The sequence below is a fragment of the Saccharopolyspora sp. NPDC045839 genome (genome assembly GCF_056431645.1).
On record NZ_JBWKKH010000001.1, the window covers coordinates 70,697 to 93,997 of the forward strand.

Here is a 23,301-nt window from a genome sequence, read left to right on the forward strand (position 1 = left end):
CATGGACTCCACCACAGGCAGCGCCACCGGGGTGGGCACGTCCGGCACCGGGCTGCGCCGGCAGCTGACGCGCCGCCAGGTGACCATGATCGGGCTGGGCGGCGCGATCGGCACCGGCCTGTTCCTGGGGTCCAGCCTGGCGATCTCGCAGGCCGGACCGGCCACCGTGCTCGCCTACCTCGCCTGCGCGCTGGTCGCGCTCGTGATCGCCTGGGCGCTGGCCGAGATGGTGGTCCAGCACCCGGACGCGGGCGCGTTCGGCGCTATCGCGCACCGCTACCTGGGCCCGTGGGCGGGATTCGTGGTGCGCTGGACGTACTGGACCATCCAGGTGATCGCGGTGGGCGGCGAGCTGATCGCGGCCGGGATCTACACGCAGTTCTGGTGGCCCCAGTTGCCGTTGTGGCTGCCCGTGGTGGCGTTCTCGGTGCTCATCCTCGCGGTGAACGCGGGCGCGGTCGGGCTGTTCGGCACCTTCGAGTACTGGTTCTCGATGATCAAGGTCACCGCGATCGTGGTGTTCATCCTGCTGGCGCTCGCCCTGGTGACGGTCGGGCTGCCGAACGCCCGGCCCACCGGCTTCGACAACCTGGTGGCGCACGGCGGATTCCTGCCCAACGGGTGGACCGGCCTGTACCTGGCGATGGTGTTCGCGCTGTTCAGCTTCATCGGCACCGAGGTCGTCTCGGTGACCGCAGCCGAGTCGGAGAACCCGGAACGCGACATCCCCCGCGCGGCCCGGCAGATGGTGCTGCGGTTGTCCCTGTTCTACCTGCTGGCCATCGCCCTGGTCCTGACCGTGGTGCCCTGGACGACGGTCGCGCAGAGCAGCGGGGTGTCCGAGAGCCCGTTCGTGACGGTCTTCGGCGCGGCCGGAATCCCGTTCGCCGCGCTGGTGATGAACTTCGTGGTGCTGACCGCGGCGCTCTCCAGCGCGAACACGAACCTCTACCTGTGCACCCGGATGCTGCACTCCCTCGCCGGGCACGGCTACGCGCCGCGCTGGACCGCCCGGTTGAGCAAGGGCGGCGTGCCGCGCAACGCGCTGCTGCTCAGCGCGGCCGGGCTGCTCGTCGCCACCGTGCTGTCGGCCGCGCAGGGCAACGCCGCGTACCTGGTGCTGTTCGGGTTGTCCATCTTCGGCGCCCTGGCGGTGTGGATCCTCATCCTCGTCACGCACCTGGCGTTCCGGCGGACCCGCGCGGCGGTGGGCCTGCCGCTGCCGAAGGTGCGCCTGCGCGGCGCGCCGGTCACCGGAATCGCAGCGATCCTCTTCCTGGTGGCGATCCTGGTGTCCACGGCGTTCATCGACGACCTGGCGATCGCCTGGTGGGCGGGCGTGCCGTTCTTCATCGTGCTGAGCGCGATCTACTTCGCCATCGGCCGGAAGCCGCGCAGGAGGTCTTCCACGCAACCGGAGCGCAGATGAGTCTCGCGCCGGATGCCTTTACACTGCAGGTGCAGGCAGGTTCTTCTCGTGAGGAGCGGTCATCACAACCGACGGTTCCACCAAGCGAGCAGCCCTGGTGGTGAATGCACGGGCCCGCACGGGCGCCAAGGCGTACGCGCGGGCGATCGACGAGCTGCGCAGCCTGGGCGTGCCGCTGGACTCGACCTTTCCGCTGCACGATCCGGCCCGGCTCCCGGAGACCGTGAGCTCGGCCGTGGACGCGGGCCACGACCTGATCATCCTCGGCGGCGGAGACGGCAGCGTCAGCTCGGTGGTCGACGTCCTCGCACACCGCGGCGTGCCGTTGGGCCTGCTGCCGCTGGGCACCGCCAACGACTTCGCTCGCACCCTGCACATCCCCACGGATCTCGACCAGGCCTGCCGCACCATCGCGCACGGCAAGGTGGTCGACATCGACCTCGGCCTCTGCGGGAACAACTACTACGTCAACCGCGCGTCGGTCGGTCTCGGCGCGGGCGTGGCCGAGGCGATGTCGCCGACGCTGAAGAGGTGGACCGGGGCACTGGCATACCCGGTGGCGACCGTCAAGGCATTGCTGCGACACCGGCCGTTCTCGGCGCATCTGACGTTCCCCGACGGCGACCACGAGCCGCAGGAGCACCACGGATTGCTGCAGCTCTCGATCGCCAACGGCCGCTACTTCGGCGGCGGGCAGCTCGCGGCGCACGACGCCGGGATCGACGATGCGACGCTGGACATCTCCGTCATGCGGCACGGCAGCCTCCACGACCTGATCGCCGCCGCGCGCGATCTCAAACGCGGTGCGCTCGACAGCGAGCACGTCCGCCATTTCCGCACCAAGCGGGTCGACGTGGCGACCGGGCCCGACCTTCCGATCAACGTCGACGGTGAACTCGTCGACGGCACCCCGCAACGCTTCTCGGTCGCGCGCGACGCTCTCCACGTCGTCGTTCCCCGAACCTGGAAGGACGCCAGCAACCCGGACTTCTAGGACGGCGGAAGCGACGAGATGGCGCTGTGCTCTGCCGGTCTCGTACCCGGGACCGGCAGAGCGTCGCGAGATGATCGGCTTTGTCCGCCAACCAAATCGCGAAGCGCGATCGGACGTGGATCAGCCGAGCATCACGACAACCGGACCTCCGGTGGCGTTTCGAGTCCGTCGGCAAGTGGATCACCACCCGTGATCCGGTGGACGTGTCCGCTGCCCGCACGAAGCCGCCTTCCCGGGGCCGGCGACCAAACCGCCGAGTACGACACCGGAAACGGGCGACGATAGCGCACTTGAGCCAGGATTCACCTGTCGACGACAGCTGCAGCACGGTGATCTCGAACATGGTGGAGATTTGTTGCAGCCCGGCCACAGCCACACCAGTTGCCTGTTATCGTCCCGGACGAGGCACTTCGGGTCCACCTAGCTCAGATTTACTCTCGTCAAGCAGGTACTGAACGCTTCTGGGGAACCGAGGGATTTTCCGGTGCTGGGGTTGAGCACAACCGGACTCATGGGCGGCGGCATCCGTCGCGCAGCAAGATGGTTGGGGGATCAGTGCTGCGCATTCACTTCAGCGATCGGGATCTGGCCCGGGTGACGGTGGCCAGCGACCCCCTGTGGGAGACACTCCTTGCGGTGCATCAGCTCAACGGTCGGGCGACCGCGGCCTTCCGGCCCTGGCGACTGCAGGTCGCACGGTTGGAGGGGGCACAGTCGTTGGGCCCGGCAGCACGCCTGCTGCTCACCCTGGCGCCGCCGCTGGCGGGCTACTTCCCGGACTTCCTGACCCCGGCCGCCGGCCGGGAGGGCTTGTCGGCCGGGCTGGACGCGCTGCGCGGCACGCCGCACCAGCGCCTGTCAGAAGAGCTGCCCCGGGCGTTCGAGGGACGGCGCCCTCCGGTGTGGGTACGTGATCTCGCCGCCGGCGACGCCCAGCGCCTCCAGGACCTCGCGGACGCACTGCACGTCATATATCGCGCAGTCGTCGAACCTCACTGGACGGGCACGGAGTCCGCCGTCGAGGTGGACCGCGCGCTCCGCGCCCGAGCCCTGCGCGACGGCGGCGTCCACGGCCTGCTGTCGTCGCTGCGACCGGTGCTGCGCTGGCGGCCACCGGTGCTCGAGATGGACTATCCCGAATCCAGGGACCTCCACCTCGATGGGCGGGGACTGTGTCTCGTCCCCTCCCGCTTCTGCTGGGGCAAACCCGTGGCGCTGGCGGATCCGACCCTGCCCCAGATCGTGGTCTATCCCGCACACCAAGCCCCAGCAACGCCGCCCGGGAGCGCAGCCTCGGACCCCCTCGGTGCGCTCCTGGGCCGCACCCGTGCCCGGGTGCTCGCCGCCCTCGACGGGGTGTGCTCCACCGGGGAGGCAGCACACGTCCTCGACCTCGCCCCCTCCTCGGTGAGCGAGCACATCTCCGCCCTGCGGGCCGCCGGCCTGGTCGCGACCCGACGCATGGACAACCGAGCGCTCCACACGCTCACCCCACTCGGCACCGGCCTCCTCCACGGCAGCGCACACCCGGGCCCGCCCGGCAGACAGACGAGCCCCGACACGGCTGGGGCGTGACATAGCCGGCGCCGCGGGTCGGCCAAGCAGATCCGCGATCAGGTGCTGCCTGTAGGCCACATCCACAGCCGGCTGCACGTGTTGATCTCCCACCCACTGGCCACAAAGTTTTGGGCCAGTGGGCGGAAACGGTTCAACCAGAGATCGGACATTCCTCCGCTCACGACGCATCGAGATGCCCGGTCAAGAAGCCAGAAAATATTTAGCTCACGGCATTCAGGAATGCCGACCAGGCAACTTCCTCGCCGTACTTGTAGGCGCTGGCGTTGAATCCGATGTATTCGCCTTCAGGCATGTCGTCATGGAACGTGCAGTACTGCCAAGAGACACTGCTGCCCTTGTCCGCATCGCACTTGTACGTGTGTTCACTCGGCTCTGCGTGCGCCCAGCTCTTGAGGACTGCCCGATCGGCCTTCGTGTCCCTGAGCCAGAAGCGGTCACCGTGGGGCTCGAAACACACCTTGCCTGCGCCATCGCCCAAATCACCGCAAATGGCATCAACTGGCGGCGTCTTGTCGGTGACGACCGCGGTCTCGTGGTACGTGTACGCCTTCGCAGGCATAGGAGCCGCCGGAGATTCCGCCGTCGACTGCTTACCCTGGTCCGGCGCCTGCGCGACGGCGGACCCCGTATAAACGGCCACACTGCACAGCGCTATCACACTCGTGCCGACGAGCGCGACGACCCTGTTCTTGATTCGCATGATCCCTCCAGAACCAATCTGCTGCCCGAACAGATCGCGGCTCCCCATAAACCGCGGGGTGACCGTCCGGGCATCTCCTTTCTAATGACCTATCGCCCTTGTGCGCGAGAGGTTTCGGTTCAGACCGAAAGCGACTGGTCAGCGGCACGAGTTCGAGTCAGCCGTAGTGTTTTCGCAGGTAAACGGAACGCTTCTCGGTCGCGCGCGACGCTCTCCACGTCGTCGTTCCCCGAACCTGGAAGGACGCCAGCAACCCGGACTTCTAGGACGGCGAAATTCGTTACCGGAAGCAGAGACGGCGCCTCAATACCGGTCCGGATCACGTTCGGTGAGTTGTCCACAACGGACGGAGCTCCTGGCGAGCCCGGCCGATCAACGGGATTTGCGTCGGCAGAGCGTCAACGACCGTCTGGCCGCAGCCCCGACTCGCGCAGCAGCTCGGTGAGCCGGTCATGCGGCAGGGCCGGGGAACGGTGCCCGTCGCGGCTGGTCAACGCCGATTCGCCGATGAACTACTTCCTGCTCGCCCGCGGCGGGCCGGTGGTGAACACGATCGTCAGCCTGGGCATCGCGATCGCGGTGATCAACGCGGTGATCGCGATCATGCTCCAGCTCGGCCGCAGCGCTGGCCATCCTGGCGATCGGCTACCTCTACTACTTCGGATACATCCACCCCCGCCGAGAAGACCGCTGGACGCTGCCCGACCCGGTCGGCGAAGAGCCCTGACCGGTCCACATCGGACACGCCAGCGGCATCTCAGCCCCGTGTTCATGGCTTGCTCATCCGTCGAGGAAACGCAGCAGTTCCGCGGTGACGAACTGGGGGTTTTCCTCGGCGAGCCAGTGTCCGGCGCGCGGCACGTCCACCGCGCGAACGATGTTGGCCATCCGCGGGTCCACTGTGGCTCGGATCGCGTCGAGTTGCCCTTGGGCGGTCATGAGCAGGGTCGGGATGCGTACCGGTGCCGCGGACGCGGTGTCGCGCACGTCCTTGTCGAGGGCGCGGTAGAGCTCGAAGCCGCCCGACAGCGCCTCGGGCCGGCTGTAGGTCCGCGCGTACTCGTCGATCTCGCCGTCGGTGAACGGAGACCGATCCGAGGTGCCGCCGAATGCCGTGCCCTCGAACGAGACCTGGGGGTAGAACAGTGCCAGGTACTCGCGGACGTCATCGCCCACGATCGCCTCGGGGACCCGTCGCTGGGAGTGGAGGGCGATGTGCCAGCTCAGCGTGCGGTACGTGGATGCGTCGATCGCGGGCCCGGGTAGCGGCAGGTCGAGGTATCCGAGGCGGGCGGTGTCGCCGGGGAACTGGCTGGCGTACTGGAACGCCACCGCGGCGCCGAAATCGTGCCCGATGACGGCGGCGTCCCGGACCTTGAGCCTGTCGGCGATCAGCGTGTGCACGTACCGCGCCAGGGTGGCTTTGTCGTAACCGGTCGGTGAGCCGGTGCTGTCGCCCAGTCCGGGAAGGTCGACCGCGTAGACGGTGTGGTGTTCGGCGAGGGCCGGCATGATCTGCCACCAGCCGTACCAGGTTTGGGGCCAGCCGTGGATCAGCACCACCGGCGGGCCGCTGCCGCCGGTCACGTAGTGCATGCGGACGCCATCGACGTCGGCGAACTCGTGCCGGAAGGTGCCCTGGAACGCCGGATCGTCCTGGGTGGCGACGGCGTAGGGGGCAACGTCGTCCGCGGTCGGCGCGGAACAGGCCGCGCCGCCGATCGTGAGCAGCAGGGTGAGTGCGAGGGTCGCCATCGTGCGCGCGGGCCGGCTGAACCTGCGCGTCAGCGCCCGAATTGCGGTGATCATGTGTTCCTGTCCTGCGGAGGGAGTGGTGGAGTCGGCGCACGGTCGCGCCGTCGATCAGCGCCCAGTCTCAGCGGGCGCGCACCGATCTGGCACGAAATCTTGCCGTTCTGGCAAGGTGAGCGCGTGTTCCGCGCGACTTCGCGCGCTGCGCCGACACCTCGGCATCACCCTCGCCGACCTCCACCGAACGTCTCACGGCGAAAGGCGCCTTCCGGGAGCGAGTTCGGGGCGGCCAGTTGCACCAGCACCGCGCCGGCGAGCAGCACCACCGCTCCGGCCAGTTGCGCCGGGCTGAGCGCCTGGCCGAGCAGCAGCCAGGCGAGTCCGGCGGCGACCAGCGGTTCCACCAGGGCCAGCACGCTGGCCAGGGCCGAAGGCAGATTGCGCAGCGCCCGCAGCCCGGCCAGGTAAGGCAACGCGGTGCCGACCACGGCCAGCACCAGCAGGGCCAGCCACACCGGGACCTGCAGGCCGCCGAGCATCGCGGGGGCGGTGAACAGTCCCGTGGGCAGCGTCCACGGCAAGGCGACCACGGCCACCACCACCGCGCCGATCGACAGCCCGGCCGCGGTCAGCCCGAACGAGTCGTACCGGCTCGCGCCGTGCTCGCCGAGCAGGAAGAACCCGGCCGAGCAGATCGCCGCGGCCAGCCCGGCGGCGACACCGAGCAGATCCAGCTCCGATCCCTGCCAGATCTCCGCGACCAGGACCAATCCGGCCACGGCCAGTCCGATTCCCAGCCACACCAGTCCCGGCAACCGGGTGCGCCGCACCACCCGTACCCACAGTGCGACCAGCGCGGGCGCCAGGTTGACCAGCACCATCGCCACCCCGACCGGGACCCGGGCCACGGCCAGGAAGAAGAACAGCTGCACGCCGGCGACACCGAGCAGGCCGTAGCCGAGCAGCAGCCACAGGTCGGCGCGGTGGAACCGCAGCGCCCGCGGCCGCAGCACCGCGACCACCGGCACCAGCAGCACCGCAGCCAGCGCGATCCGCACCGAGGTCACCGCGGCCGGGGACCAACCCGCCGCCATCACCGCCTTGGCCAGCGGGCCGGAACTAGCGAACAGCACCCACGAGGTCAGGCTCAGCCCCGTCGCCCACGCCCGGCCCGGCGCACGCGCGGCCTTCTCCAGTACGACCACGCCTGCAGTCTGGCCGCGACATGACCGCCCCGGCCATCGGTTTTCCCGCGCACCCCCTCGGCCGGGACGCATCCGGAAGGCACCCGACGCCGGACACTGGTCGGCGATTTCGCGCGAAATCGCCGCCCTGCTCCCCCACGGCCACGTCCCACACGTACCCGCACACCAGTCCGAAACGCCCCTGAAGCCGGTGAAGGTCCGGATCGGCAAAGAATGTCCATAAAGGACAGTGATTCAGCTGTCGGCCGCCAGGCGGGCGAGGCGTCGCGGGGTCGGCCAGCGGACGTGGGTGGCCCAGCCGAGCCTTTCGAAGATCCAGATCACCCGGGCCGAGATGTCGATCTCGCCTCGCCGGACCCCGTGCCGGGCGCACGTCGGGTCGGCGTGGTGCAGGTTGTGCCACGACTCCCCCATGCTCAGCACCGCGAGCGGCCAGAAGTTGGCCGCCTTGTCGCGGCTGCGGAACGGGCGATCCCCGACCAGGTGGCAGATCGAGTTCACCGACCACGTCACGTGGTGCAGCAAGGCCACCCGCACCAGCCCGGCCCAGAAGAACGCCGTCGCCGCGCCCCACCAGGTACCCGTGATCACACCGCCGCACAGCGCGGGCAGGGCGAACGTCGCCACCGTCAACGGGCCGAACAGCCGGTGCACCAACCTGATGTCGGGGTCGGCCAGCAGGTCGGGCGCGAACCGCCGCTGGTTCGTCAGGTCCCGCTCGAAGATCCAGCCCATGTGCGCGTGCCAGAACCCGCGCGCCAGCGCGGCGGGAGACGTGCCGAACGCCCACGGCGAGTGCGGATCGCCTTCCCTGTCGGCGAAGGCGTGGTGGCGGCGGTGATCGGCCACCCAGTGCAGGACCGGGCCCTGGACCGCCATGCTGCCCGCGACCGCGAGCGCGATGCGCAGCCAGCGCTTGGCGCGGAACGCGCCGTGCGTGAAGTAGCGGTGGTAGCCCACCGTCACGCCGAGGATGGTGAACACGTACCAGCCGACCGCGAGCAGCGCGTCCCACCAGCGCAGCCCCCATCCCCACGCCAGCGGCACCGCCGCCACCAGCGCCAGGAACGGCAGGAGGATGAACACGTACACCGACAGGTGCGGGGCCAACGGCCTGGTGCCGGCCAGCAGCGGTTGGGGCGTCGACCCGGACGGCTCGGTGGCGACCATCGCAGCGGGAACCTCGAATCTGCGTCGCGGGAAGTCCTGCCACCACACAACCGGTATCGCGCCCGGAGCACAACGAACCGGCCCGCAAGCATTGGTGAACGTCAGACGAGGGCACGGTGTCAGGTGCTCGGTCGAGCCGCAATTTCCATTGAAATCGAAGGTTCGATTTCAATGGAAATTGCGGGTTCGTCGTGGTCGGTCATGCTGCGCCACCGGTCCGCACCCCTGTCGTCGGCGCCCGATGTGGCGGCCTCAGCGTGGCAGCGGCGGCAACTCGATGCTGTCCAGCCATTTCGTGAAGAACCCGGCGAGCGACCGGTTCGCGAATTCGTCGGCCAGCGCCGTGAAGTCCGCCGTGGTCGCCGTGCCGTGCCGGTGGTCGGCGACCCACTTCCGCAACAGCTCGAAGAACGGCTCGTCGCCCACTTCACGGCGCAGCGCGTGCAGCGTCAGCGCGCCGCGCTTGTAGACCTGTTCGTCGAACATCCCGGCCACACCCGGATCGGCGATCCGGAGATCCGGCGGGCCTGCGGCGATGTGCGCGTGCCAGTCCGCTGCGTGCTGCTGCGCCGACGGGCCGCCCGAGAACTCCGACCACAACCATTCGGCGTAGGTGGCGAAGCCCTCGTTGAGCCAGATGTGCCGCCAGTCCGCGATCGTCACGCTGTTGCCGAACCACTGGTGCGCCAGTTCGTGCACGACGAGCCGCTCGTTCGTGCGCCGGCCGTCCAGGTGGCCCGCGCCGAAGACCGACATGCCCTGCGCCTCGACCGGCTCGTCCAGGTCGTCGTCGGTGACCACGACGACGTACTCGCCGAACGGGTACGGGCCGAACAATCGCTGCAGCACGTCCATGATCTGGCCGTGCCGCGCGAAGTCCGCGGCGAAGCGGTCGCCCAGCCGCGCCGGGATCGCCGCCCGCTGCGGCACCGGGCCGCCGGCCAGCTCCACCTCGGTGTACAGGCCGACCTGGATGCTCATCAGGTACGTCGCGGTCGGTTCCGGCCGCTCGTATACCCAGGTCGTGGTGCTGCCGCGGCGTTGCCGCGACACCAGATTCCCGGTCACCTGCACCGAGTACGGCGAGGCCGTCGTGAACGAGATCCGGTAGCCCGCCTTGTCCGCGAGGTGATCGTTGCAGGGAAACCAGGACGGCGCGCCGACCGGCTGGCCGGCGACCAGGGAGCCGTCGGTCAGCTCGTCCCACCCGATCTCGCCCCACCGACCGGAAATCGGCTGCGGATTGCCCGAATACCGGACGTCCACCCGGAATTCCGCCGCCGCGGCGACGGGACGTGCCGGCTTGATCCGGAGCTTCCCGCCGCCGTGCGTGAACTTCGCGGGACGGCCGTCCACGAGCACCCGGCGAACCCGCAGGTCGGCCAGGTCCAGGCTGAACCGCGACAGGGCCTGCGTCGCGACCGCCGAGATCGTCGCCTGCCCGGCGAGCCGGTTCGGGCCGACCTGGTACTCCAGGTCCAGGTCGTAGTGCTCGACTCGATAGCCGCCGTTGCCGTGCTCGGGCAGGTAGGAATCCGTCGACCGATCTGCCCCCGGCGCCGGCGCACCCGACTGGTCAGCACCAGGGTTCACCGGCGACGTCCTCCCGCTTTCCGCCACGTCGAGATCGGGTTGCCGAGCCACCGCGAGTGCGCGGGCACCTCGTCTCCCCGGGTCACCAGCGACCCGGGGCCGAGGGTGGTGTGCGCACCGATGCTCGCACCGGGCAGCACGATTCCGTGCGGGCCCAGCGTAGCGCCGGCGTCCAGGCGCACCTCGTCCAACCGCATGACCCGATCATGGAACAGGTGGGTCTGCACCACGCAACCCCGGTTGACCGACGCGCCGTCGCCGAGCCGCACCAGGTCCGATTCGGGCAGCCAGTAGGTCTCCAGCCACACCCCGCGACCGATCTTCGCGCCCATGCTGCGCTGCCACGCCGTCAGCAGCGGCGTCCCGCCGGCCGAACCGATCAGCCACGGGACGGCCAGCACCTCCACGAACATGTCCGCGAGCTCGGTCCGCCACACGAAGGAGCTCCACAGCGGGCGTTCGTCCGCCCGGTAGCGCCCGACCAGCAGCCACTTCACCGCGGTCGTCATGGCGCACGCCAGCAGGCCCGCGGCCAGCAGCACCGGCCCGGCCAGCGACGCGGCCAGCCAGAGCCCGCCTTCGGCGTGCAGGAACGCCAGCGCCGCCAGCACCAGCACCGCCAGCGCCGCGCTGAGCACGACCGGCACGAACCGGAACAGCTCGACCACCGCGCGGGCGATCTTCAGCCGAAGCGGCGGGGCGAACGTCCGGCTCGCGTCGGCCTCGTCGATGGAACGGCGCAGCGGCATCGGCGGCATGCCCAGCCAGGACGAGCCCTTCTTGGCCTTGCGCGGCGTCGAGGACAGCACCCCGACCAGGCCGCGCTTGGGCACCGAACGCCCTGCCGCGGTCATGCCCGAGTTCCCGAGGAATGCCTGCTTGCCGATGCGGGCCGGGGCCACGTGCAGCCAGCCACCGCCGAGCTCGTAGGTGGCGACCATGGTGTCGTCGGCGAGGAAGGCGCCGTCGGCGACCTTCGTCATCTTCGGCAGCGCCAGCACGGTGGAGGCTTCCACGCCGCGACCGACCTTGGCACCGAGCAACCGCAGCCACACCGGCGTGAACAGGCTGGCGTACAACGGGAACAGGCCGATGCGGGCCATGTCCATCAGGCGCTCGGTCGCCCACACCTGCCAGGCCATGCGGCCGTGCACCGGGTGGTAGCCCTCGCGCATCCCGATGCTCAGCGCGCGCACGCTCACCAGCACCAGCAACGCGTACGAGACGAGGTAGCACGCGCTCGCCAGGGGCACCGCCAGCAGCGCCCGGGTCAGCGCCGAGCCGAGATCGGGTGCGCCGCCGAGAGCGAGGCCGAGCACCATGACGCCGGGCAGTGCCGCCAGCGCCGGCAGCAGCCCGAGCAGCACCGAGGTGACCCCGTAGACCGAGGCCCACACCTGCGACCTGGGCGGACGGCTCGACGGCCAGGTGCGGCCCGCTTCGCGCACCGGGACGGCCGGGGACCCGGCCCACCGCTGCCCCGCGGGCACCGAGCCGCGCACCGTGGAGCCGGCCGCGATCTCCGCGGACTTGCCGATCCGGGCGCCGGGGATCAGCGTGGTGCGGGCGCCGACGCGCGCACCGGCGCCGATCCGGATCTTGCCGATGTGCACCTCGTCGCCGTCGACCCAGTGGCCGGCGAGGTCCACCTCGGGTTCGACGGCCGCGCCCTTGCCGACCTTGAGCATGCCGGTGACCGGCGGCGGCGAGTGCAGGTCGACGTCCTTGGCCACCTTGGCGCCCAACGCCCGCGCGTAGTGGGTCATCCAGGAGGCACCGGACACACCAGTCGCGCCGCTGAACTCGGCGAGCCGCCCGGCCGTCCACAGTCTCAAGTGGACACCCCCGCCGCGCGGGTAGGTGCCCGGGCGCACCCCGGCGAGCAGCAACCGCGCACCACCGGCCGACAACGCGATCCGGCCCGCGGGGCTGAACAGGAGCAGCCACGCCGCGGCGATCCACCAAACCGACACCGTCGGCGCGAACGGCACGGATCCGGTCCAGGCCAGCACGTTGCTCAGCGCCGCCAGCACGGTCGTCCAGCGCAACCCGACGATGGCCAGCAGCGGCAGCATGATCAGGGCCTGCCACAGCCCGGTCAGGCGCGGCGTCGGGCGGACGACGCGCCGCGAGGTCTCGGTCATCGCCTCCAACGCGTCCAGGTGCGCGGCCAGCGAACCGAGCGTCGGGTGCTGGTAGATGTCGGCGACCGACACCTGGGCGTGGCGCATCCGGATGCGCGCGATCAGCTGGGCGGCGGTGAGGCTGCCGCCGCCGGTGGCGAAGAAGTCCGCGGCGGGGTCGGTCACCTCCACGCCGAGGATTTCCGCCCAGCCCTCCGCGAGCCACGCCTCGGTCGGCGACATCGCCGACCTCGCGGCGGGATCGCCGCCGGTGGTGGGCAGCGGCCACGGCAGCGCGGCTCGGTCCACCTTCCCGGAGGTGCGGGTCGGCAGGTCGGACACGACCGCGAGCAGCGGCACCAGCGCGGCGGGCAGCTGTTCCTGCAGCCGCCGTACCGCGCGGTCGTAGTCGAACCGCGCGTCCGCTGCCGCCTCGGACTCGGCACGCGGCACCACGTAGCCGACGAGGATCTGGTTCCCGGCGGCGGTGGTCTGCACGGCCGAGGCCGCCCCGGCAACGCCGGGCAGGGCCTGCAGCACCGCGTCCACCTCACCGAGTTCGATGCGGCGGCCACCGAGTTTGACCTGTTCGTCGGCCCGGCCGACGAACAGCAGCCCCTCGGGCTCGGCCCGCACCACGTCACCGCTGCGGTAGGCCCGGGACCAGCCGAGCGACGGCAGCGGCGCGAACTTCTCGGCGTCCTTGCCCGCGTCCAGGTACCGGGCGAGGCCGACGCCGCCGATGATCAGCTCGCCGGTGTCGCCCATCGCAACCGGTTCGCCGCGCTCGTCGACGACCGCGAGTTGCCAGCCCGCCAACGGCAATCCGATCCGCACCGGCCCCTCGCCGGTGAGCCGCGCGGCGCAGGCGACGACGGTCGCTTCCGTGGGCCCGTAGGTGTTCCAGACCTCGCGGCCTTCGACGGCGAGTCGTTCGGCGAGTTCCGGCGGGCACGCCTCGCCGCCGAAGATGAGCAGCCGAACCTCTTCCAGCGCTTCGACGGGCCACAACGCGGCCAGCGTCGGCACCGTCGACACGATGCTGATGTGCCGCGCCACCAGCCAGGGGCCGAGGTCGACACCGGTGCGCACCAGGGCGCGCGGCGCGGGCACCAGGCAGGCGCCGTGCCGCCAGGCCAGCCACATCTCCTCGCACGAGGCGTCGAACGCCACGGACAGCCCGGCCAGCACCCGGTCCCCGGGGCCGATGGGTTCCTCGGTGAGGAACAGGCCGGCTTCGGCGTCGACGAAGGCCGCGCCGGCGGAGTGGCTCACCGCCACGCCCTTCGGCTTCCCGGTCGAACCGGAGGTGAAAATGATCCAGGCGTCGTCGGTGGGCGATGGTTCGCCCGGGCGACCGAGCGGCTCGCGGCGCAACGCGAACGAGCCCCCGTCGGAGAGCACGGCGCAGACCTCGGCTTCACCGAACACGAGTTCGGCGCGCTCGTCGGGGTCGTCCGCGTCCACCGGAACGTAGGCGGCGCCGGCGGCCAGCACGCCCAGGATCGAGACGTAGAGCTCCGCGGTGCCGGAGGAAATCCGGATTCCGACCCGGTCGCCGATGCCGATACCGGCTTCGGCGAGCCGTCGCCGCACGACGCCGATCTCGGCGGTCAGCCGGCCGTAGCTGAGCACCATCGTGCCGTCATCGATCGCCGGTGCATCCGGGAATCGACGTGCCGTGCTGTCGAGAACCTCGACCAGGGTGCGCTGATCGGGCGCGAAGTCCGACCAGAAGACCGCGCCGACCGCGGTTTCCGGAGATGCGGACGGGACGAGCTGTTCACCTGCTGCGGTCAGAGTCACCGAACGCGCCGTCCCGCCGACGACCCGTTGCCCCGCTGCCCGCCGCGCGGCAGGTCCCGTGAGGTGTCGCAACTCCGAACAGGACGTGAAATCACTGTCTCGCTCCGCGGTAGTCCAGGCGCGTACTCCGACGACCCGCCCAGGGCAGACAGGTCAGCTTACGGATCGAACGGGTTTCCGCATCCCGAAGGCCCCCGCGAAGTGCTTGCCATCACAACTCGAGACGGCGTTGGTCGTACTGGTCCATCTCGGTGTCAAGCGTTCGCTCGCCGTTTACCGCGCGCCGCGCTCCGGGTAGCGCTCGGTGAAAGATCCGTTCCGAGTGGAAGTGGAGGGAAGTCCGATGCCGGATGTGGGTTCGTTCATGGTGTTCCTCGTCGTCGGCGCCGCGCTGGTGGTCGCCGACGGTCAGCTGATCCGGCGCAGCGGAACGACCTACCTGCAGTCGACCGCCCGCGATACCGCCGCCGCGGATTCGGTGAACCAACTGGTCGTGGTCGTGTTCCACCTGGCAGCGCTGGGTTTGCTCGCGCTGATCTCCGTCGTGCCGATGGATCTCGGCAGCGCGCCGGAGACCGTGGTGGCGCGGCTGGGGGTCCTGCTACTGGTGCTGGCCGTGGCGCACGGCGTGACGATCTGGACGCTGGGCCGGATCCGCACGCGCCAGCAGTCCCGGATGCTGCAGGAGGAAGTCGTCCGCGCGCAGGAGGGTTCGACCGACCGCTGACCCGAGCGAGCCCCGCAGGTGTCGGGCACGGCGCTCCGGGTAGTCCTGAGTCGACAGTGCCTGATTTTCCGGAGGGCGCCATGACAGAACGTCATGTCGTTCGCGACCGCGCCGAAGGCACTTGGAAAGTCGTCGACGCGAGCACTGGAAAGACGGAGTCGCGAACCAGGACCCAGGCCGGGGCCATCGCCGAGGCGGCGGACAAAGCCCGGCGCACCGGTGGCGGTGACGTGGTCATCCACGGCTTCGACGGCGAGGTGAACGAGAAGCGCACGGTAGCGCCCGCCACCTGAATCCGCCGCGCTCGCTTCGGGCGTGCAACGTGGCTGGTCGACCCGGGCTACGGGGCGGGCGGGCCCATCGTCGCCAGGGTGCCCGACAGCGAGCACCGCATGTCCCCCGCGGATCTTGAGGTGCCGCGCGTACCAGTTCGCCGCCGAGCCCGAGTCCGACGTGGTGATCGCGTCGTCGGGCAGCATCGGCGACAGCTCGTGGAAGACCTGCTCAGGGTCCGCCTGTCCTGCCGTTCGTCCACAATGGTCGCTTCCGGCTCGCCACCACGGCCGCCGGGTCGATCGGTCGCCGCCATGTCAACGCTCCACCCCACGCGGCATCAGGTTCTCTGCGCCGCCGGGACTAGAACTGGCCGCCCAGCGTTCTCAACGCCACGCCTGGGATGAAATCCGGCTGTGAGGAATCGAGAACACAGGCCTCACAGCTACCACGGGGGGAACCCAGGGAACCCCCGCGCCGCCCCGAGCAACACGTCTGCCGCAATTTCAATGGAAATCGAACCTCTGATTTCCATTGAAATTGCGGCAGGGCGTCACTCGCCGGGTGTTGACCAGCTCATCCGCACTTCCGTGCCGGCATCGCCCGGCGTGATCACCGCCTCGTCGGCGAGGTGGCGGATCAACGGCAGCCCCCTGCCCCGGTCGACGTCCGAACCCCAGTCCAGCGGCACCCAGCTGCCGCGATCGGTGACCGTGACCTGCACACGGCGCTCGGCGGCGAAGTGCACCGCTTCCACGTCCATCGCCCCTGGACGCGCATAGGCGTGCTCGACGACGTTCGCCATCGCCTCGTAGCACGCCAGCGCGAGCGCTTCCGCGGCGTCGCGCCCGAGGCCCGCGCAGCGGCTCCACCTCGCCAGCTCGTCGCGCAGCGCGGGCAACTCCCCTGGAGATGCCGAAACCATCCGGTAGCGCAGCGCGGGCACCGGGGCGCCACCATCTCCGGCGGCACCGAGAGCACGACCTCCGTTCGGCTCACCAGCCATCATTTCCAGCCCCATCCGTGGCGCGGACCGCGGAACTCAAGTGCCTGCGGCGGCGGCCATCGCCTGGTCTTGGGTGGAGAAGAAGGCGATCTCCTGGTCGAGGCCGGTCAGCTGCACCGGCCGCACCGTTGCCGGGCCTTCGACGACCACGCGGAACCCGATGTCGGTTCCGGCGCGGTTCCGAGCGCGGACCAGGACGGCGAGCCCCGCCGAGGACAGGAACGTCACCTCGCTGAGGTCCAGGATCAGGACCTCGGGCCGCATGTCGAACGCGTTCATGATCGCCGACTCGACCCGCGGGGCGTTGAGCAGTTCGACTTCACCCGCGATTTCCATCAGCAACACGCGATCGGACCATCGGGTTACCACGGTCAACGGTGCTGCGGGGTCGCTTGAACCGGTAGGCGTGGACATGTCCCCATGGTGGTCGTCACCGTGCCCGAATGCAAAGATGATCAAGGATCGGCGAGGCTACGATGTCCCCATGCGGCCCGCGGTCAACTCGTCCGACGACGCAGCGGAGCGGTTGCGGCAGATCGAGCTCGTCACCGACACGGCGCTGGCGCACCTCGAATCCGACGACCTGCTGCGTGAAATGCTGCACCGGGTCAGCAAGTTGCTCGACGTCGACACCGCCGCGGTGATGCGCTACGAACCCGCTGGCGAGCTGCTGGTCGCGACCGCCGCCGTCGGGATCGAGGACGAGGTCCGCCAGGACGTTCGGGTTCACGTGGGCCCAGCCTTCGCCGACGCGGTCGCCTCCGGGCGCCGTCCGCCGATCCTGGACAGCCACGAAGACCCCTCGGTCCTCCGACCGGTTTTCCAGGAGCACGGGATTGAAACGCTGATGGGCACCCCGATGCTGGCCGGCGGCGAGATCATCGGTGTGCTCTACATCGGTACTTACGACACCCGCCGCTTCACCGAGCATGACGTGCACCTGCTCCAGCTCTTCGCCGATCGCATCGCGCTGGCGATCCGCGCCAGCACGACGCGCGCCGAGCGCGCCGCGACGAAGGCGCTCCAGCGCAGCCTGCTGCCCACTCGACTGCCCGCGGTCCCGGGGATCACCCTCGACGCGCGGTACGTTTCCGGCGTCGATCCGGGTGTCGGCGGCGACTGGTACGACGTCTTCACCCTGCCGTCCGGGCACATCGGCATCGTGATCGGGGACGTGGTCGGCAGCGGCCTGGCGGCAGCGATCATCATGGGCCGGTTGCGCAGCGCCCTGCGCGCCTACGCCCTCGAAACGGAAGACCCCGCGCAGGTCCTCCACAAACTGGATCGCAAGGTCACCCACTTCGAACCGAACGCCATGGCCACCGTCGCGTACTCGATCTACGACCCGGCCGCGACCACGTTGCACATCTCGATGGCCGGACACCTGCCGCCGGTGATCGGCTCGCCCTCCCGCCGCAGCCACCTCGCCGACGTGCCGGTGGATCCCCCCGTCGGTCTCGGCGTCACTCGCCGCGAACGGCGGGCCGGCGTGCTCGCGTTACCCGCCGACGGGGTCGTCTGCTTCTTCACCGACGGTCTGGTCGAACGCCGCCACCGATCGATCGACGTCGGGTTGGAGCAGCTCTGCGAGGCGGTCTCCCCCGCTCCGGCGGACGCCGTGTGCACCACTGTGATGAACAAGCTCGTCGGCACCGAACGGCCGACGGACGACGTCGCGCTCCTCGCGATCAGCCACTCCGGCTGAGCAGGGGCGGGTCAGTCGCGCGGCAGCAGCGGGCCGAGGTCGGGGTTCGGTCGGCGAGCAACCCACTGTTGACGACCATCATTGCCCGGGGACACACCAGTACCGATCGCGGAGTGCCGCAACATCATCACTGCGGTGGGGCGCACCCGGCCTCCTCCTCGGCCATCACCACCGCCTCTCCTCCTCGTTTCGCCGGCCGACCCCTCGACTTCACGATCGCGGAAACGGCCGTCGCGGTGTTGATGATCGCGGCCGCGGGTATTGCGTGGTCATGGCAAAGGACAACAAGACCAGCAAGATCGTCACCGACCCGGACCGAGCTCTTGCCCGGGCACGAGCGGCCGCCGAGCAGATCAAGCCGAAGGATGAAGCGCTGTACTGGGCGACGATGGCTCAAGCCCTGCTCTTGAGCGAGATCCGCGACATGATGCGCGAAATCCGCACTCGCCAAGGCGGGAGCGTGGAACTGCCCGAACAAGCGCCGCCACGAGAAACGGCCAGGGTCACCGTCGTCGAGAAGTAGCACGGCGTGGCGTCGCCGGGATGCCCGGTCGGCGATCGCCGGCCGTCAGCGGGAACCACGAATCCGGGCCGGTCGCCTTGAGCTTCGGCCTCGCTTCCCGGTACTGGTCGTTTCGGCTGCCCTGGCTGCCGGGATGGCGTCCTCGGGCGGGAACGTCTCCCCAGCCGGCCGAGCACCCTCGTCAGTCGATGCTTCGGCTTCTTCGGGGGCTTCCTCCCGCCCGAGCGGACGTTCCTCCGGTTCCTTCGACGAACGCACCATGCGGTAAGCGACGTACGCCATGGCGGCCGCTGCCGCGCTCCCCGCTGCCACCATGCTCGTGCGCCGCAAAAGCATCATCCGCCGCTCGCGGACCTTTGACCTCCGAGTGAACCTGCGCTTGCCATGACGCCTCGGCGCACGGGTTTCAAGCACGTCCTGGACGACCTTACGAACGAGGCGCAATGCGATCTTGACCATGTCCCAGAAGTGCAGCAAATAGCCAAGGAGCGTGGCCAGATAGGCCTTGATCTTAATCATGTCTCGAGCTCCAAATCAGCGATGCCACCACACGTGCCAACGGTTGCAACCCATTCTTCTGCCGCAGGGAGCCGGACGCCATTCGCGAGTTCATACGTTCAAGCATCGCTCGATCCAGTGAGGCACGATCAAGCGGTGTATCAACCGCGCTGCGTTGCCGCCCGGAACGCCACCACGATGGCACGCACGATCAGCACCAGCAGGAGGACCGCGCCCAACACGACCAGCAGGATGGGCAACAAGATCATTCCGGCCACCAGGATGAGTTTGGTCTGCCAGCTCATGCCGGCTATTGCACCCTTGATCGCCTCCCAGACCGGGCTCTTCCCGAGGATCGCCGCCCGCACCGCCCGTAGCGCAGCCCCAGGCACCGGCCCGGACTTGGCCGCGCGTTCGGCGAGTTTGCCGACCACTCTCTCGGTCTTCGTCGAGATGAGCTGTGCGCAGGCTTCGACCGCGGCGCGGGCGAGGCGCCAGAGGCTGTTCTCCAACCGCTCCAAGGCAGCCACCGTGCCCTCGCCGACCTCAGGGGGCGCACCGCTGCGATCGGCCACGTCTCCGGCGGTCGACTCCGCCGGCACCCTGCGGGCCCGCCCGGACGATGCGAAATCTCGTTGCGATCGCCCACTTCGGTCGCCGATGACTTCCCCGGGCTGTTTCTTTCGCCGCCCCGGAGGGGCACTTGCCTCTCTCACATCAACCCCGTTTTCCAGAATCGCCTCCGCCCTGGATCCCTCGGCCGATCGGAGGCGAACACGCGACTATCTCTTGCCGCCCCGGAGTTTCATCCGCTTCCCGCGACTCGCACCCGCCCTACCCGAGCCCCTTCCACGAGCGGAACGGCGCCCGGAAACGCTTCTCGCTTTCTTGGCGCGCCCGGAGAATCCGAACCTTCGCCCGCGCACCACACCTGGCACTGCCCGTGAAAGCCTTCCGAAAGCACCCGTGAACGTCGCGGACAGCGTTCGAATCCACTGGAATGCTTTGCGGCCGAGGCGACCCAAGGCGGATTTCACCCCACCCCACCAGCCGAGCAAGATCCTGACGAGGTTCGCCAGCGCCACCCTGATCCGAATCATGGCCATCACCGAACCTTGAGTTCCCATCGGGTACCCGGGAACGCACAACGGGAATCGTCGGCCGGTCCGGCACTGAGATTTTTCCAACCTCGTTTTGCGTGGCGGTGCGGATAAGTTGCCGAGCGACAACCTATTGCCTACTTCCGGCCTCGTAGCAATCCGTGCACAACAGCGGTGTCACACGTCACACCGGAACAAGTTCCGTCAGGTGTAAGACCAACACGTCGCGGGTAAGCGTGAAGCGACTTCGCATGACCATCGGGTCGAGCTTTACCCGAAGGCGAGCGGGGTCCCGAGCAGTCGCATCTAGGGAGCATGGCATGAGCACAGGCGACGAAGCCAAGCACAAGGCCGAGGAAATTGCCGGCAAGGCGAAGGAGAAGCTCGGTCAAGCCACCGGCGACAAGGAGAAAGAAGCCGCGGGCAAGAGCGAACAGACCAAGAGTGCGCTGAAGCAGGCGGCGGACAAGGTGAAGGATGCCGTCACCGGGCACAAGGACAAGAAGCCCGACCAGGACGGATAGCCGCCTGTTTCGTGGGCCGCGCACCCCCGCTGGTGTGCGGCCCACGGCGCTCACAGCTCTGGAAGCGACGACGACGAGAGCAGGTGACCATCACTGGTCGTCCCGCGGCAGCAGGGGGCCGAGCGGACCGAGGTCGAGGTTGAGATCGTCGGTCGAGAGCCCAAATCGATCGCGCAGTTCCGTCATCGCCTGTTCCAGCTTCATGAGGGCCAGACCCAGCTCTTCGACCTGCTCATCGTCGAGCGTGCCTTGGTCGACTCGGCGCAAGGCCTGGCGTTCCATGAGCTGGCGCAGCAACTCGACGATGGTCAGCACGAGCCGGACCAGATCGCGCTGGACCGACTCCGCATCGGTTTCGATGCGGTGCTGCAGTCTTCCCGACCGGCCGACCCGTCGTTCTCCGGACGGTTCACTCATCGCTGCCCCGCTCCCAGGAGTCGACGTTCATCGTGCTCTCTTGGATCGATGTGATGATCGCCCGCAACGAGACCCGCACCAAGTCCACCCCGGCCAAGGAAATGGTCACATCACCGGTGATCACCACTCCGCCGGCCAACAGCCGGTCGAGAAGGTCGACGAGCGCGATCTCCCGAGCGTCCCGAACAGTTCGCGTGCTGACGTCGTGTCCTGTGGTCATCGCCGCGCTCACCGGCCCTCCGCGGATACCACCGCGAACGAGTACGGTGCCCAAGGTCCCGTGAGCTCGATCTGCAGGGAGCTTCCGCTCGCTATGTCATCGATCGCGGAGGTGAACTCCTCGGTCCGCGAGTCGTCGACCAGGTAGGCGCCGTTGAGCACCATCAAGCCTCGATAGGCCGCGAGGTCGCGATTCTGCGGAGGGTGCACGCGGTTCGCGTGAGCGAGCTTGCTCAAGGCATCGTGGATCTCGCTCGCTCGCTCCACCGCTTCATGCTCTGCCTCCGCCCGCCCCTTCCGCTGCTCCCGGATCTTGCGGAGGTAGGCCTGTCCCGGGCGCTCGCCCTCGCCGGTCTCCGGCTCAGCAGGTTCCCCGGACGTGCTCTTGACGAGGTCCGCGTATGCCTTGACCCCCCACTCCGTGCGGCCGGCTATCAGCGCCAGGACGTCGAGGAACACGGGCGCTTGTTCGGTCAATGCAGCCTGGACCCGAGCATCGTTGTAGTAGACCGTGGCCAACGCCAGTGGCGCCACGGTCGAGGTGGCAGCTGCTGCGTCGACGACGCGATTGTGCTCGCGCACCGTTCTTTCCAGCCACCGCAGGTCTTCCAAGTTCTTCCGCAGCCCTTGCTCGCCGAACTCCTCGGCGGACACCGTGCTGACCAGCGCTGCCAACTCGCCAGAGCCGACCAGCCGGACCCCCGACCCGGCGATCCCCGCGGTGCCGGGCTGCAAGTCCGCGTCCTTCCGGGAGATCGCGTAAACGTAGGACAGGGTTTCAGCCACGGTCCTGCTCCTCAGAGGTGCGCCGAGGAGGTGTGCTTCGACGACGCTCACGGCGTTGTTCGGCTTCGCCTTGCTCTATCGCGCCCTGCGGTGTGCCGCGTTCGGATTCGAGCTCCCGGACCTGAGAGCGCAGCTGCCGGTTCTCCTCGGCCAGATCGCGGTGGCCGGACGACAGGGTGGGATCGTGCTCCCACCAATCGATCCCCATCTCGCGGGCGCGTTCCACCGAGGCGACCACGAGCCGGAGTTTGATGGTCAGCAGCTCGATGTCGAGCAGGTTCACCTGGATGTCACCCGCGATGACGATTCCCTTGTCCAGGACGCGTTCGAGGATGTCCGCGAGGTTCGCGGACTCCTGTCTGGCAGGTGGTGCCCCGCGCTGTCCGTACCAGGCGGGTGCCCGCGCCCCGCCGCCTCGAACCTCCGGTGCCGTCATCCGCTCCTCGCGATCGTGCCCGTTCATCGTTCGTCGCCTCGTCCCCTGGAGTAGCGATCGACCCGGCGGTAGGAAAGGAGTTCGCCGTCCTGGTCCAGTTCCGCTTCGTACACCGCCAGGATGTCCGCCGTGTCCGGAACCCGGTGGCTCTCGACCACCTCGACGCTTACGCGCCAACCGTTTTCCACGCGCTCGAGCGAGGTGACCCCCTCTGGCTGCCGGCCCGTCAGTTCGTGCACTTGGCGGACGGCCAGCTGCGCGGCCTGGGCGGCCTTGAGCGAACGTCCCCCATCATCATCACCTCGCCTGTCCTCTTCACCTTCCGGTTCCCGACGCACTCGCTGCGGCTTGCGGTCTTTCTCGGCACGATCGCCGCGTGGCGCCGACGCCTTCGACCCTGGTTGCCGCGGCCGAGGTCGCCGAGGGCGATCAGCAGGTGGCTCGCGGTCCCTGGCGTCGTCGTCCCGCGTGGTGGCCACCGGATTCACATCTCCCCAGCATCACGTCGGCGTTGCGCTTCGAACAGCCTGGCCAGCAGGTCCGCTTGCAGCTCGTCGCGCTCGTGATCGGTCAGCTCGCCGGCGGCGTGCGCGTCATCGACGTCGGCTATCTGGCGCTGGATCAGGGCGGGGTCGTAGTACTGCCGCTCCGCGTGCTGCTTTATCTGCTCAGCGACCCATACGGCACCTCGGACCGGTGCCAGCGGAAGCGTGAGCAGTCCGGTGATGAGCCCCATG

Annotated in this window: 24 protein-coding genes; 8 read left to right on the forward strand and 16 right to left on the reverse strand. The window is 69.1% G+C overall.

Going from position 1 to position 23,301, the window contains the following annotated elements; translation table 11 throughout:
* Nucleotide 1: 1 nt before the first annotated feature.
* The 3 genes from AC07EQ_RS00330 to AC07EQ_RS00340 all read left to right on the forward strand — a co-directional run bounded on the left by AC07EQ_RS00330 (nucleotide 2) and on the right by AC07EQ_RS00340 (nucleotide 3,998).
* On the forward strand, nucleotides 2-1,429 hold the full coding sequence (locus AC07EQ_RS00330) for an amino acid permease (RefSeq protein ID WP_478385689.1): 1,428 nt from the start codon (nucleotides 2-4) through the stop codon (nucleotides 1,427-1,429).
* A 61-nt stretch (nucleotides 1,430-1,490) separates the two neighbouring features.
* Nucleotides 1,491-2,423: a lipid kinase gene (locus AC07EQ_RS00335; RefSeq protein ID WP_478386224.1), complete on the forward strand. Its 933-nt coding sequence runs from the start codon at nucleotides 1,491-1,493 to the stop codon at nucleotides 2,421-2,423.
* A 636-nt stretch (nucleotides 2,424-3,059) separates the two neighbouring features.
* Nucleotides 3,060-3,998 carry an ArsR/SmtB family transcription factor gene (locus AC07EQ_RS00340; RefSeq protein WP_478385690.1) on the forward strand — a complete coding sequence of 313 codons (939 nt, stop codon included), beginning with the start codon at nucleotides 3,060-3,062 and terminating at the stop codon, nucleotides 3,996-3,998.
* A 202-nt stretch (nucleotides 3,999-4,200) separates the two neighbouring features.
* On the opposite strand, the gene AC07EQ_RS00345 is transcribed toward AC07EQ_RS00340, so the two are convergent.
* The 6 genes from AC07EQ_RS00345 to AC07EQ_RS00370 all read right to left on the reverse strand — a co-directional run bounded on the left by AC07EQ_RS00345 (nucleotide 4,201) and on the right by AC07EQ_RS00370 (nucleotide 14,350).
* Nucleotides 4,201-4,701, reverse strand: coding sequence for a hypothetical protein (locus AC07EQ_RS00345; RefSeq protein WP_478385691.1), 501 nt, complete (start codon nucleotides 4,699-4,701; stop codon nucleotides 4,201-4,203).
* Nucleotides 4,702-5,481: 780 nt separating this feature from the next.
* On the reverse strand, nucleotides 5,482-6,510 hold the full coding sequence (locus AC07EQ_RS00350) for an alpha/beta fold hydrolase (RefSeq protein WP_478385692.1): 1,029 nt from the start codon (nucleotides 6,508-6,510) through the stop codon (nucleotides 5,482-5,484).
* A 164-nt stretch (nucleotides 6,511-6,674) separates the two neighbouring features.
* Nucleotides 6,675-7,658, reverse strand: a complete 984-nt coding sequence (locus AC07EQ_RS00355) for an EamA family transporter (protein ID WP_478385693.1) — start codon at nucleotides 7,656-7,658, stop codon at nucleotides 6,675-6,677.
* Nucleotides 7,659-7,892: 234 nt separating this feature from the next.
* Nucleotides 7,893-8,828 (reverse strand): acyl-CoA desaturase, encoded by a 936-nt coding sequence (locus AC07EQ_RS00360; protein ID WP_478385694.1) that lies wholly within the window; start codon nucleotides 8,826-8,828, stop codon nucleotides 7,893-7,895.
* 252 nt (nucleotides 8,829-9,080) lie between these two features.
* The gene (locus AC07EQ_RS00365; protein WP_478385695.1) at nucleotides 9,081-10,421 is read right to left on the reverse strand and encodes a M1 family metallopeptidase; all 1,341 of its coding nucleotides are present in this window, start codon (nucleotides 10,419-10,421) and stop codon (nucleotides 9,081-9,083) included.
* Nucleotides 10,418-14,350, reverse strand: coding sequence for a Pls/PosA family non-ribosomal peptide synthetase (locus AC07EQ_RS00370; protein ID WP_478385696.1), 3,933 nt, complete (start codon nucleotides 14,348-14,350; stop codon nucleotides 10,418-10,420). Before AC07EQ_RS00370 ends, AC07EQ_RS00365 begins: the two co-directional genes overlap by 4 nt.
* Before the next feature lie 343 nt (nucleotides 14,351-14,693).
* Here AC07EQ_RS00370 and AC07EQ_RS00375 point away from each other — a divergent pair, with 343 nt between their 5' ends.
* Both AC07EQ_RS00375 and AC07EQ_RS00380 read left to right on the forward strand, forming a co-directional pair.
* A complete protein-coding gene (locus AC07EQ_RS00375; RefSeq protein ID WP_478385697.1) occupies nucleotides 14,694-15,077 on the forward strand; it encodes a hypothetical protein in 384 nt (127 codons plus the stop codon).
* 80 nt (nucleotides 15,078-15,157) lie between these two features.
* Nucleotides 15,158-15,370 (forward strand): DUF2188 domain-containing protein, encoded by a 213-nt coding sequence (locus tag AC07EQ_RS00380; protein ID WP_478385698.1) that lies wholly within the window; start codon nucleotides 15,158-15,160, stop codon nucleotides 15,368-15,370.
* Nucleotides 15,371-15,903: 533 nt separating this feature from the next.
* On the opposite strand, the gene AC07EQ_RS00385 is transcribed toward AC07EQ_RS00380, so the two are convergent.
* Together AC07EQ_RS00385 and AC07EQ_RS00390 are read right to left on the reverse strand one after the other, a co-directional pair.
* Nucleotides 15,904-16,296 carry an ATP-binding protein gene (locus AC07EQ_RS00385; protein ID WP_478385699.1) on the reverse strand — a complete coding sequence of 131 codons (393 nt, stop codon included), beginning with the start codon at nucleotides 16,294-16,296 and terminating at the stop codon, nucleotides 15,904-15,906.
* Between the two features lie 96 nt (nucleotides 16,297-16,392).
* Nucleotides 16,393-16,770: an STAS domain-containing protein gene (locus AC07EQ_RS00390; RefSeq protein ID WP_478385700.1), complete on the reverse strand. Its 378-nt coding sequence runs from the start codon at nucleotides 16,768-16,770 to the stop codon at nucleotides 16,393-16,395.
* Between the two features lie 70 nt (nucleotides 16,771-16,840).
* Here AC07EQ_RS00390 and AC07EQ_RS00395 point away from each other — a divergent pair, with 70 nt between their 5' ends.
* A complete protein-coding gene (locus tag AC07EQ_RS00395; protein ID WP_478385701.1) occupies nucleotides 16,841-18,061 on the forward strand; it encodes a PP2C family protein-serine/threonine phosphatase in 1,221 nt (406 codons plus the stop codon).
* 271 nt (nucleotides 18,062-18,332) lie between these two features.
* Nucleotides 18,333-18,584 carry a hypothetical protein gene (locus AC07EQ_RS00400; protein ID WP_478385702.1) on the forward strand — a complete coding sequence of 84 codons (252 nt, stop codon included), beginning with the start codon at nucleotides 18,333-18,335 and terminating at the stop codon, nucleotides 18,582-18,584.
* A 45-nt stretch (nucleotides 18,585-18,629) separates the two neighbouring features.
* Here the strand turns inward: AC07EQ_RS00400 and AC07EQ_RS00405 are convergent, their stop codons facing one another.
* Both AC07EQ_RS00405 and AC07EQ_RS00410 read right to left on the reverse strand, forming a co-directional pair.
* Complete coding sequence (locus tag AC07EQ_RS00405; RefSeq protein WP_478385703.1) at nucleotides 18,630-19,103, reverse strand: hypothetical protein; 474 nt, start codon at nucleotides 19,101-19,103, stop codon at nucleotides 18,630-18,632.
* Nucleotides 19,104-19,243: 140 nt separating this feature from the next.
* Complete coding sequence (locus AC07EQ_RS00410) at nucleotides 19,244-19,657, reverse strand: hypothetical protein (RefSeq protein ID WP_478385704.1); 414 nt, start codon at nucleotides 19,655-19,657, stop codon at nucleotides 19,244-19,246.
* A gap of 845 nt (nucleotides 19,658-20,502) precedes the next feature.
* Between AC07EQ_RS00410 and AC07EQ_RS00415 the strand changes: the two genes are divergently transcribed.
* Nucleotides 20,503-20,706, forward strand: coding sequence for a CsbD family protein (locus AC07EQ_RS00415; RefSeq protein WP_478385705.1), 204 nt, complete (start codon nucleotides 20,503-20,505; stop codon nucleotides 20,704-20,706).
* Between the two features lie 90 nt (nucleotides 20,707-20,796).
* Here the strand turns inward: AC07EQ_RS00415 and AC07EQ_RS00420 are convergent, their stop codons facing one another.
* The 6 genes from AC07EQ_RS00420 to AC07EQ_RS00445 form a co-directional block, all read right to left on the reverse strand.
* Nucleotides 20,797-21,123 (reverse strand): gas vesicle protein K, encoded by a 327-nt coding sequence (locus AC07EQ_RS00420; protein WP_478385706.1) that lies wholly within the window; start codon nucleotides 21,121-21,123, stop codon nucleotides 20,797-20,799.
* Complete coding sequence (locus AC07EQ_RS00425; protein ID WP_478386225.1) at nucleotides 21,116-21,343, reverse strand: gas vesicle protein; 228 nt, start codon at nucleotides 21,341-21,343, stop codon at nucleotides 21,116-21,118. Before AC07EQ_RS00425 ends, AC07EQ_RS00420 begins: the two co-directional genes overlap by 8 nt.
* Before the next feature lie 8 nt (nucleotides 21,344-21,351).
* Nucleotides 21,352-22,128, reverse strand: a complete 777-nt coding sequence (locus AC07EQ_RS00430) for a GvpL/GvpF family gas vesicle protein (protein ID WP_478385707.1) — start codon at nucleotides 22,126-22,128, stop codon at nucleotides 21,352-21,354.
* Entirely contained in the window at nucleotides 22,121-22,591 is a 471-nt protein-coding gene (locus AC07EQ_RS00435) for a gas vesicle protein (RefSeq protein WP_478385709.1), read from the reverse strand. Before AC07EQ_RS00435 ends, AC07EQ_RS00430 begins: the two co-directional genes overlap by 8 nt.
* Nucleotides 22,588-22,902: a gas vesicle protein GvpO gene (locus AC07EQ_RS00440; protein WP_478385710.1), complete on the reverse strand. Its 315-nt coding sequence runs from the start codon at nucleotides 22,900-22,902 to the stop codon at nucleotides 22,588-22,590. The genes AC07EQ_RS00435 and AC07EQ_RS00440 overlap by 4 nt, the downstream gene beginning before the upstream one ends.
* A gap of 146 nt (nucleotides 22,903-23,048) precedes the next feature.
* A complete protein-coding gene (locus AC07EQ_RS00445; RefSeq protein WP_358503463.1) occupies nucleotides 23,049-23,300 on the reverse strand; it encodes a gas vesicle protein GvpG in 252 nt (83 codons plus the stop codon).
* Nucleotide 23,301: the final 1 nt, after the last annotated feature.

Coding starts and splice junctions, on each gene's coding strand:
- AC07EQ_RS00405 (WP_478385703.1), bottom strand. CDS start 19,103: ATGATTAAGATCAAGGCCTATCTGGCCACGCTCCTTGGCTATTTGCTG.
- AC07EQ_RS00380 (WP_478385698.1), top strand. CDS start 15,158: ATGACAGAACGTCATGTCGTTCGCGACCGCGCCGAAGGCACTTGGAAA.
- AC07EQ_RS00445 (WP_358503463.1), bottom strand. CDS start 23,300: ATGGGGCTCATCACCGGACTGCTCACGCTTCCGCTGGCACCGGTCCGA.
- AC07EQ_RS00390 (WP_478385700.1), bottom strand. CDS start 16,770: ATGTCCACGCCTACCGGTTCAAGCGACCCCGCAGCACCGTTGACCGTG.
- AC07EQ_RS00375 (WP_478385697.1), top strand. CDS start 14,694: ATGCCGGATGTGGGTTCGTTCATGGTGTTCCTCGTCGTCGGCGCCGCG.
- AC07EQ_RS00400 (WP_478385702.1), top strand. CDS start 18,333: ATGGCAAAGGACAACAAGACCAGCAAGATCGTCACCGACCCGGACCGA.
- AC07EQ_RS00360 (WP_478385694.1), bottom strand. CDS start 8,828: ATGGTCGCCACCGAGCCGTCCGGGTCGACGCCCCAACCGCTGCTGGCC.
- AC07EQ_RS00435 (WP_478385709.1), bottom strand. CDS start 22,591: ATGAACGGGCACGATCGCGAGGAGCGGATGACGGCACCGGAGGTTCGA.
- AC07EQ_RS00350 (WP_478385692.1), bottom strand. CDS start 6,510: ATGATCACCGCAATTCGGGCGCTGACGCGCAGGTTCAGCCGGCCCGCG.
- AC07EQ_RS00395 (WP_478385701.1), top strand. CDS start 16,841: ATGCGGCCCGCGGTCAACTCGTCCGACGACGCAGCGGAGCGGTTGCGG.
- AC07EQ_RS00420 (WP_478385706.1), bottom strand. CDS start 21,123: ATGAGTGAACCGTCCGGAGAACGACGGGTCGGCCGGTCGGGAAGACTG.
- AC07EQ_RS00425 (WP_478386225.1), bottom strand. CDS start 21,343: ATGACCACAGGACACGACGTCAGCACGCGAACTGTTCGGGACGCTCGG.
- AC07EQ_RS00345 (WP_478385691.1), bottom strand. CDS start 4,701: ATGCGAATCAAGAACAGGGTCGTCGCGCTCGTCGGCACGAGTGTGATA.
- AC07EQ_RS00415 (WP_478385705.1), top strand. CDS start 20,503: ATGAGCACAGGCGACGAAGCCAAGCACAAGGCCGAGGAAATTGCCGGC.
- AC07EQ_RS00330 (WP_478385689.1), top strand. CDS start 2: ATGGACTCCACCACAGGCAGCGCCACCGGGGTGGGCACGTCCGGCACC.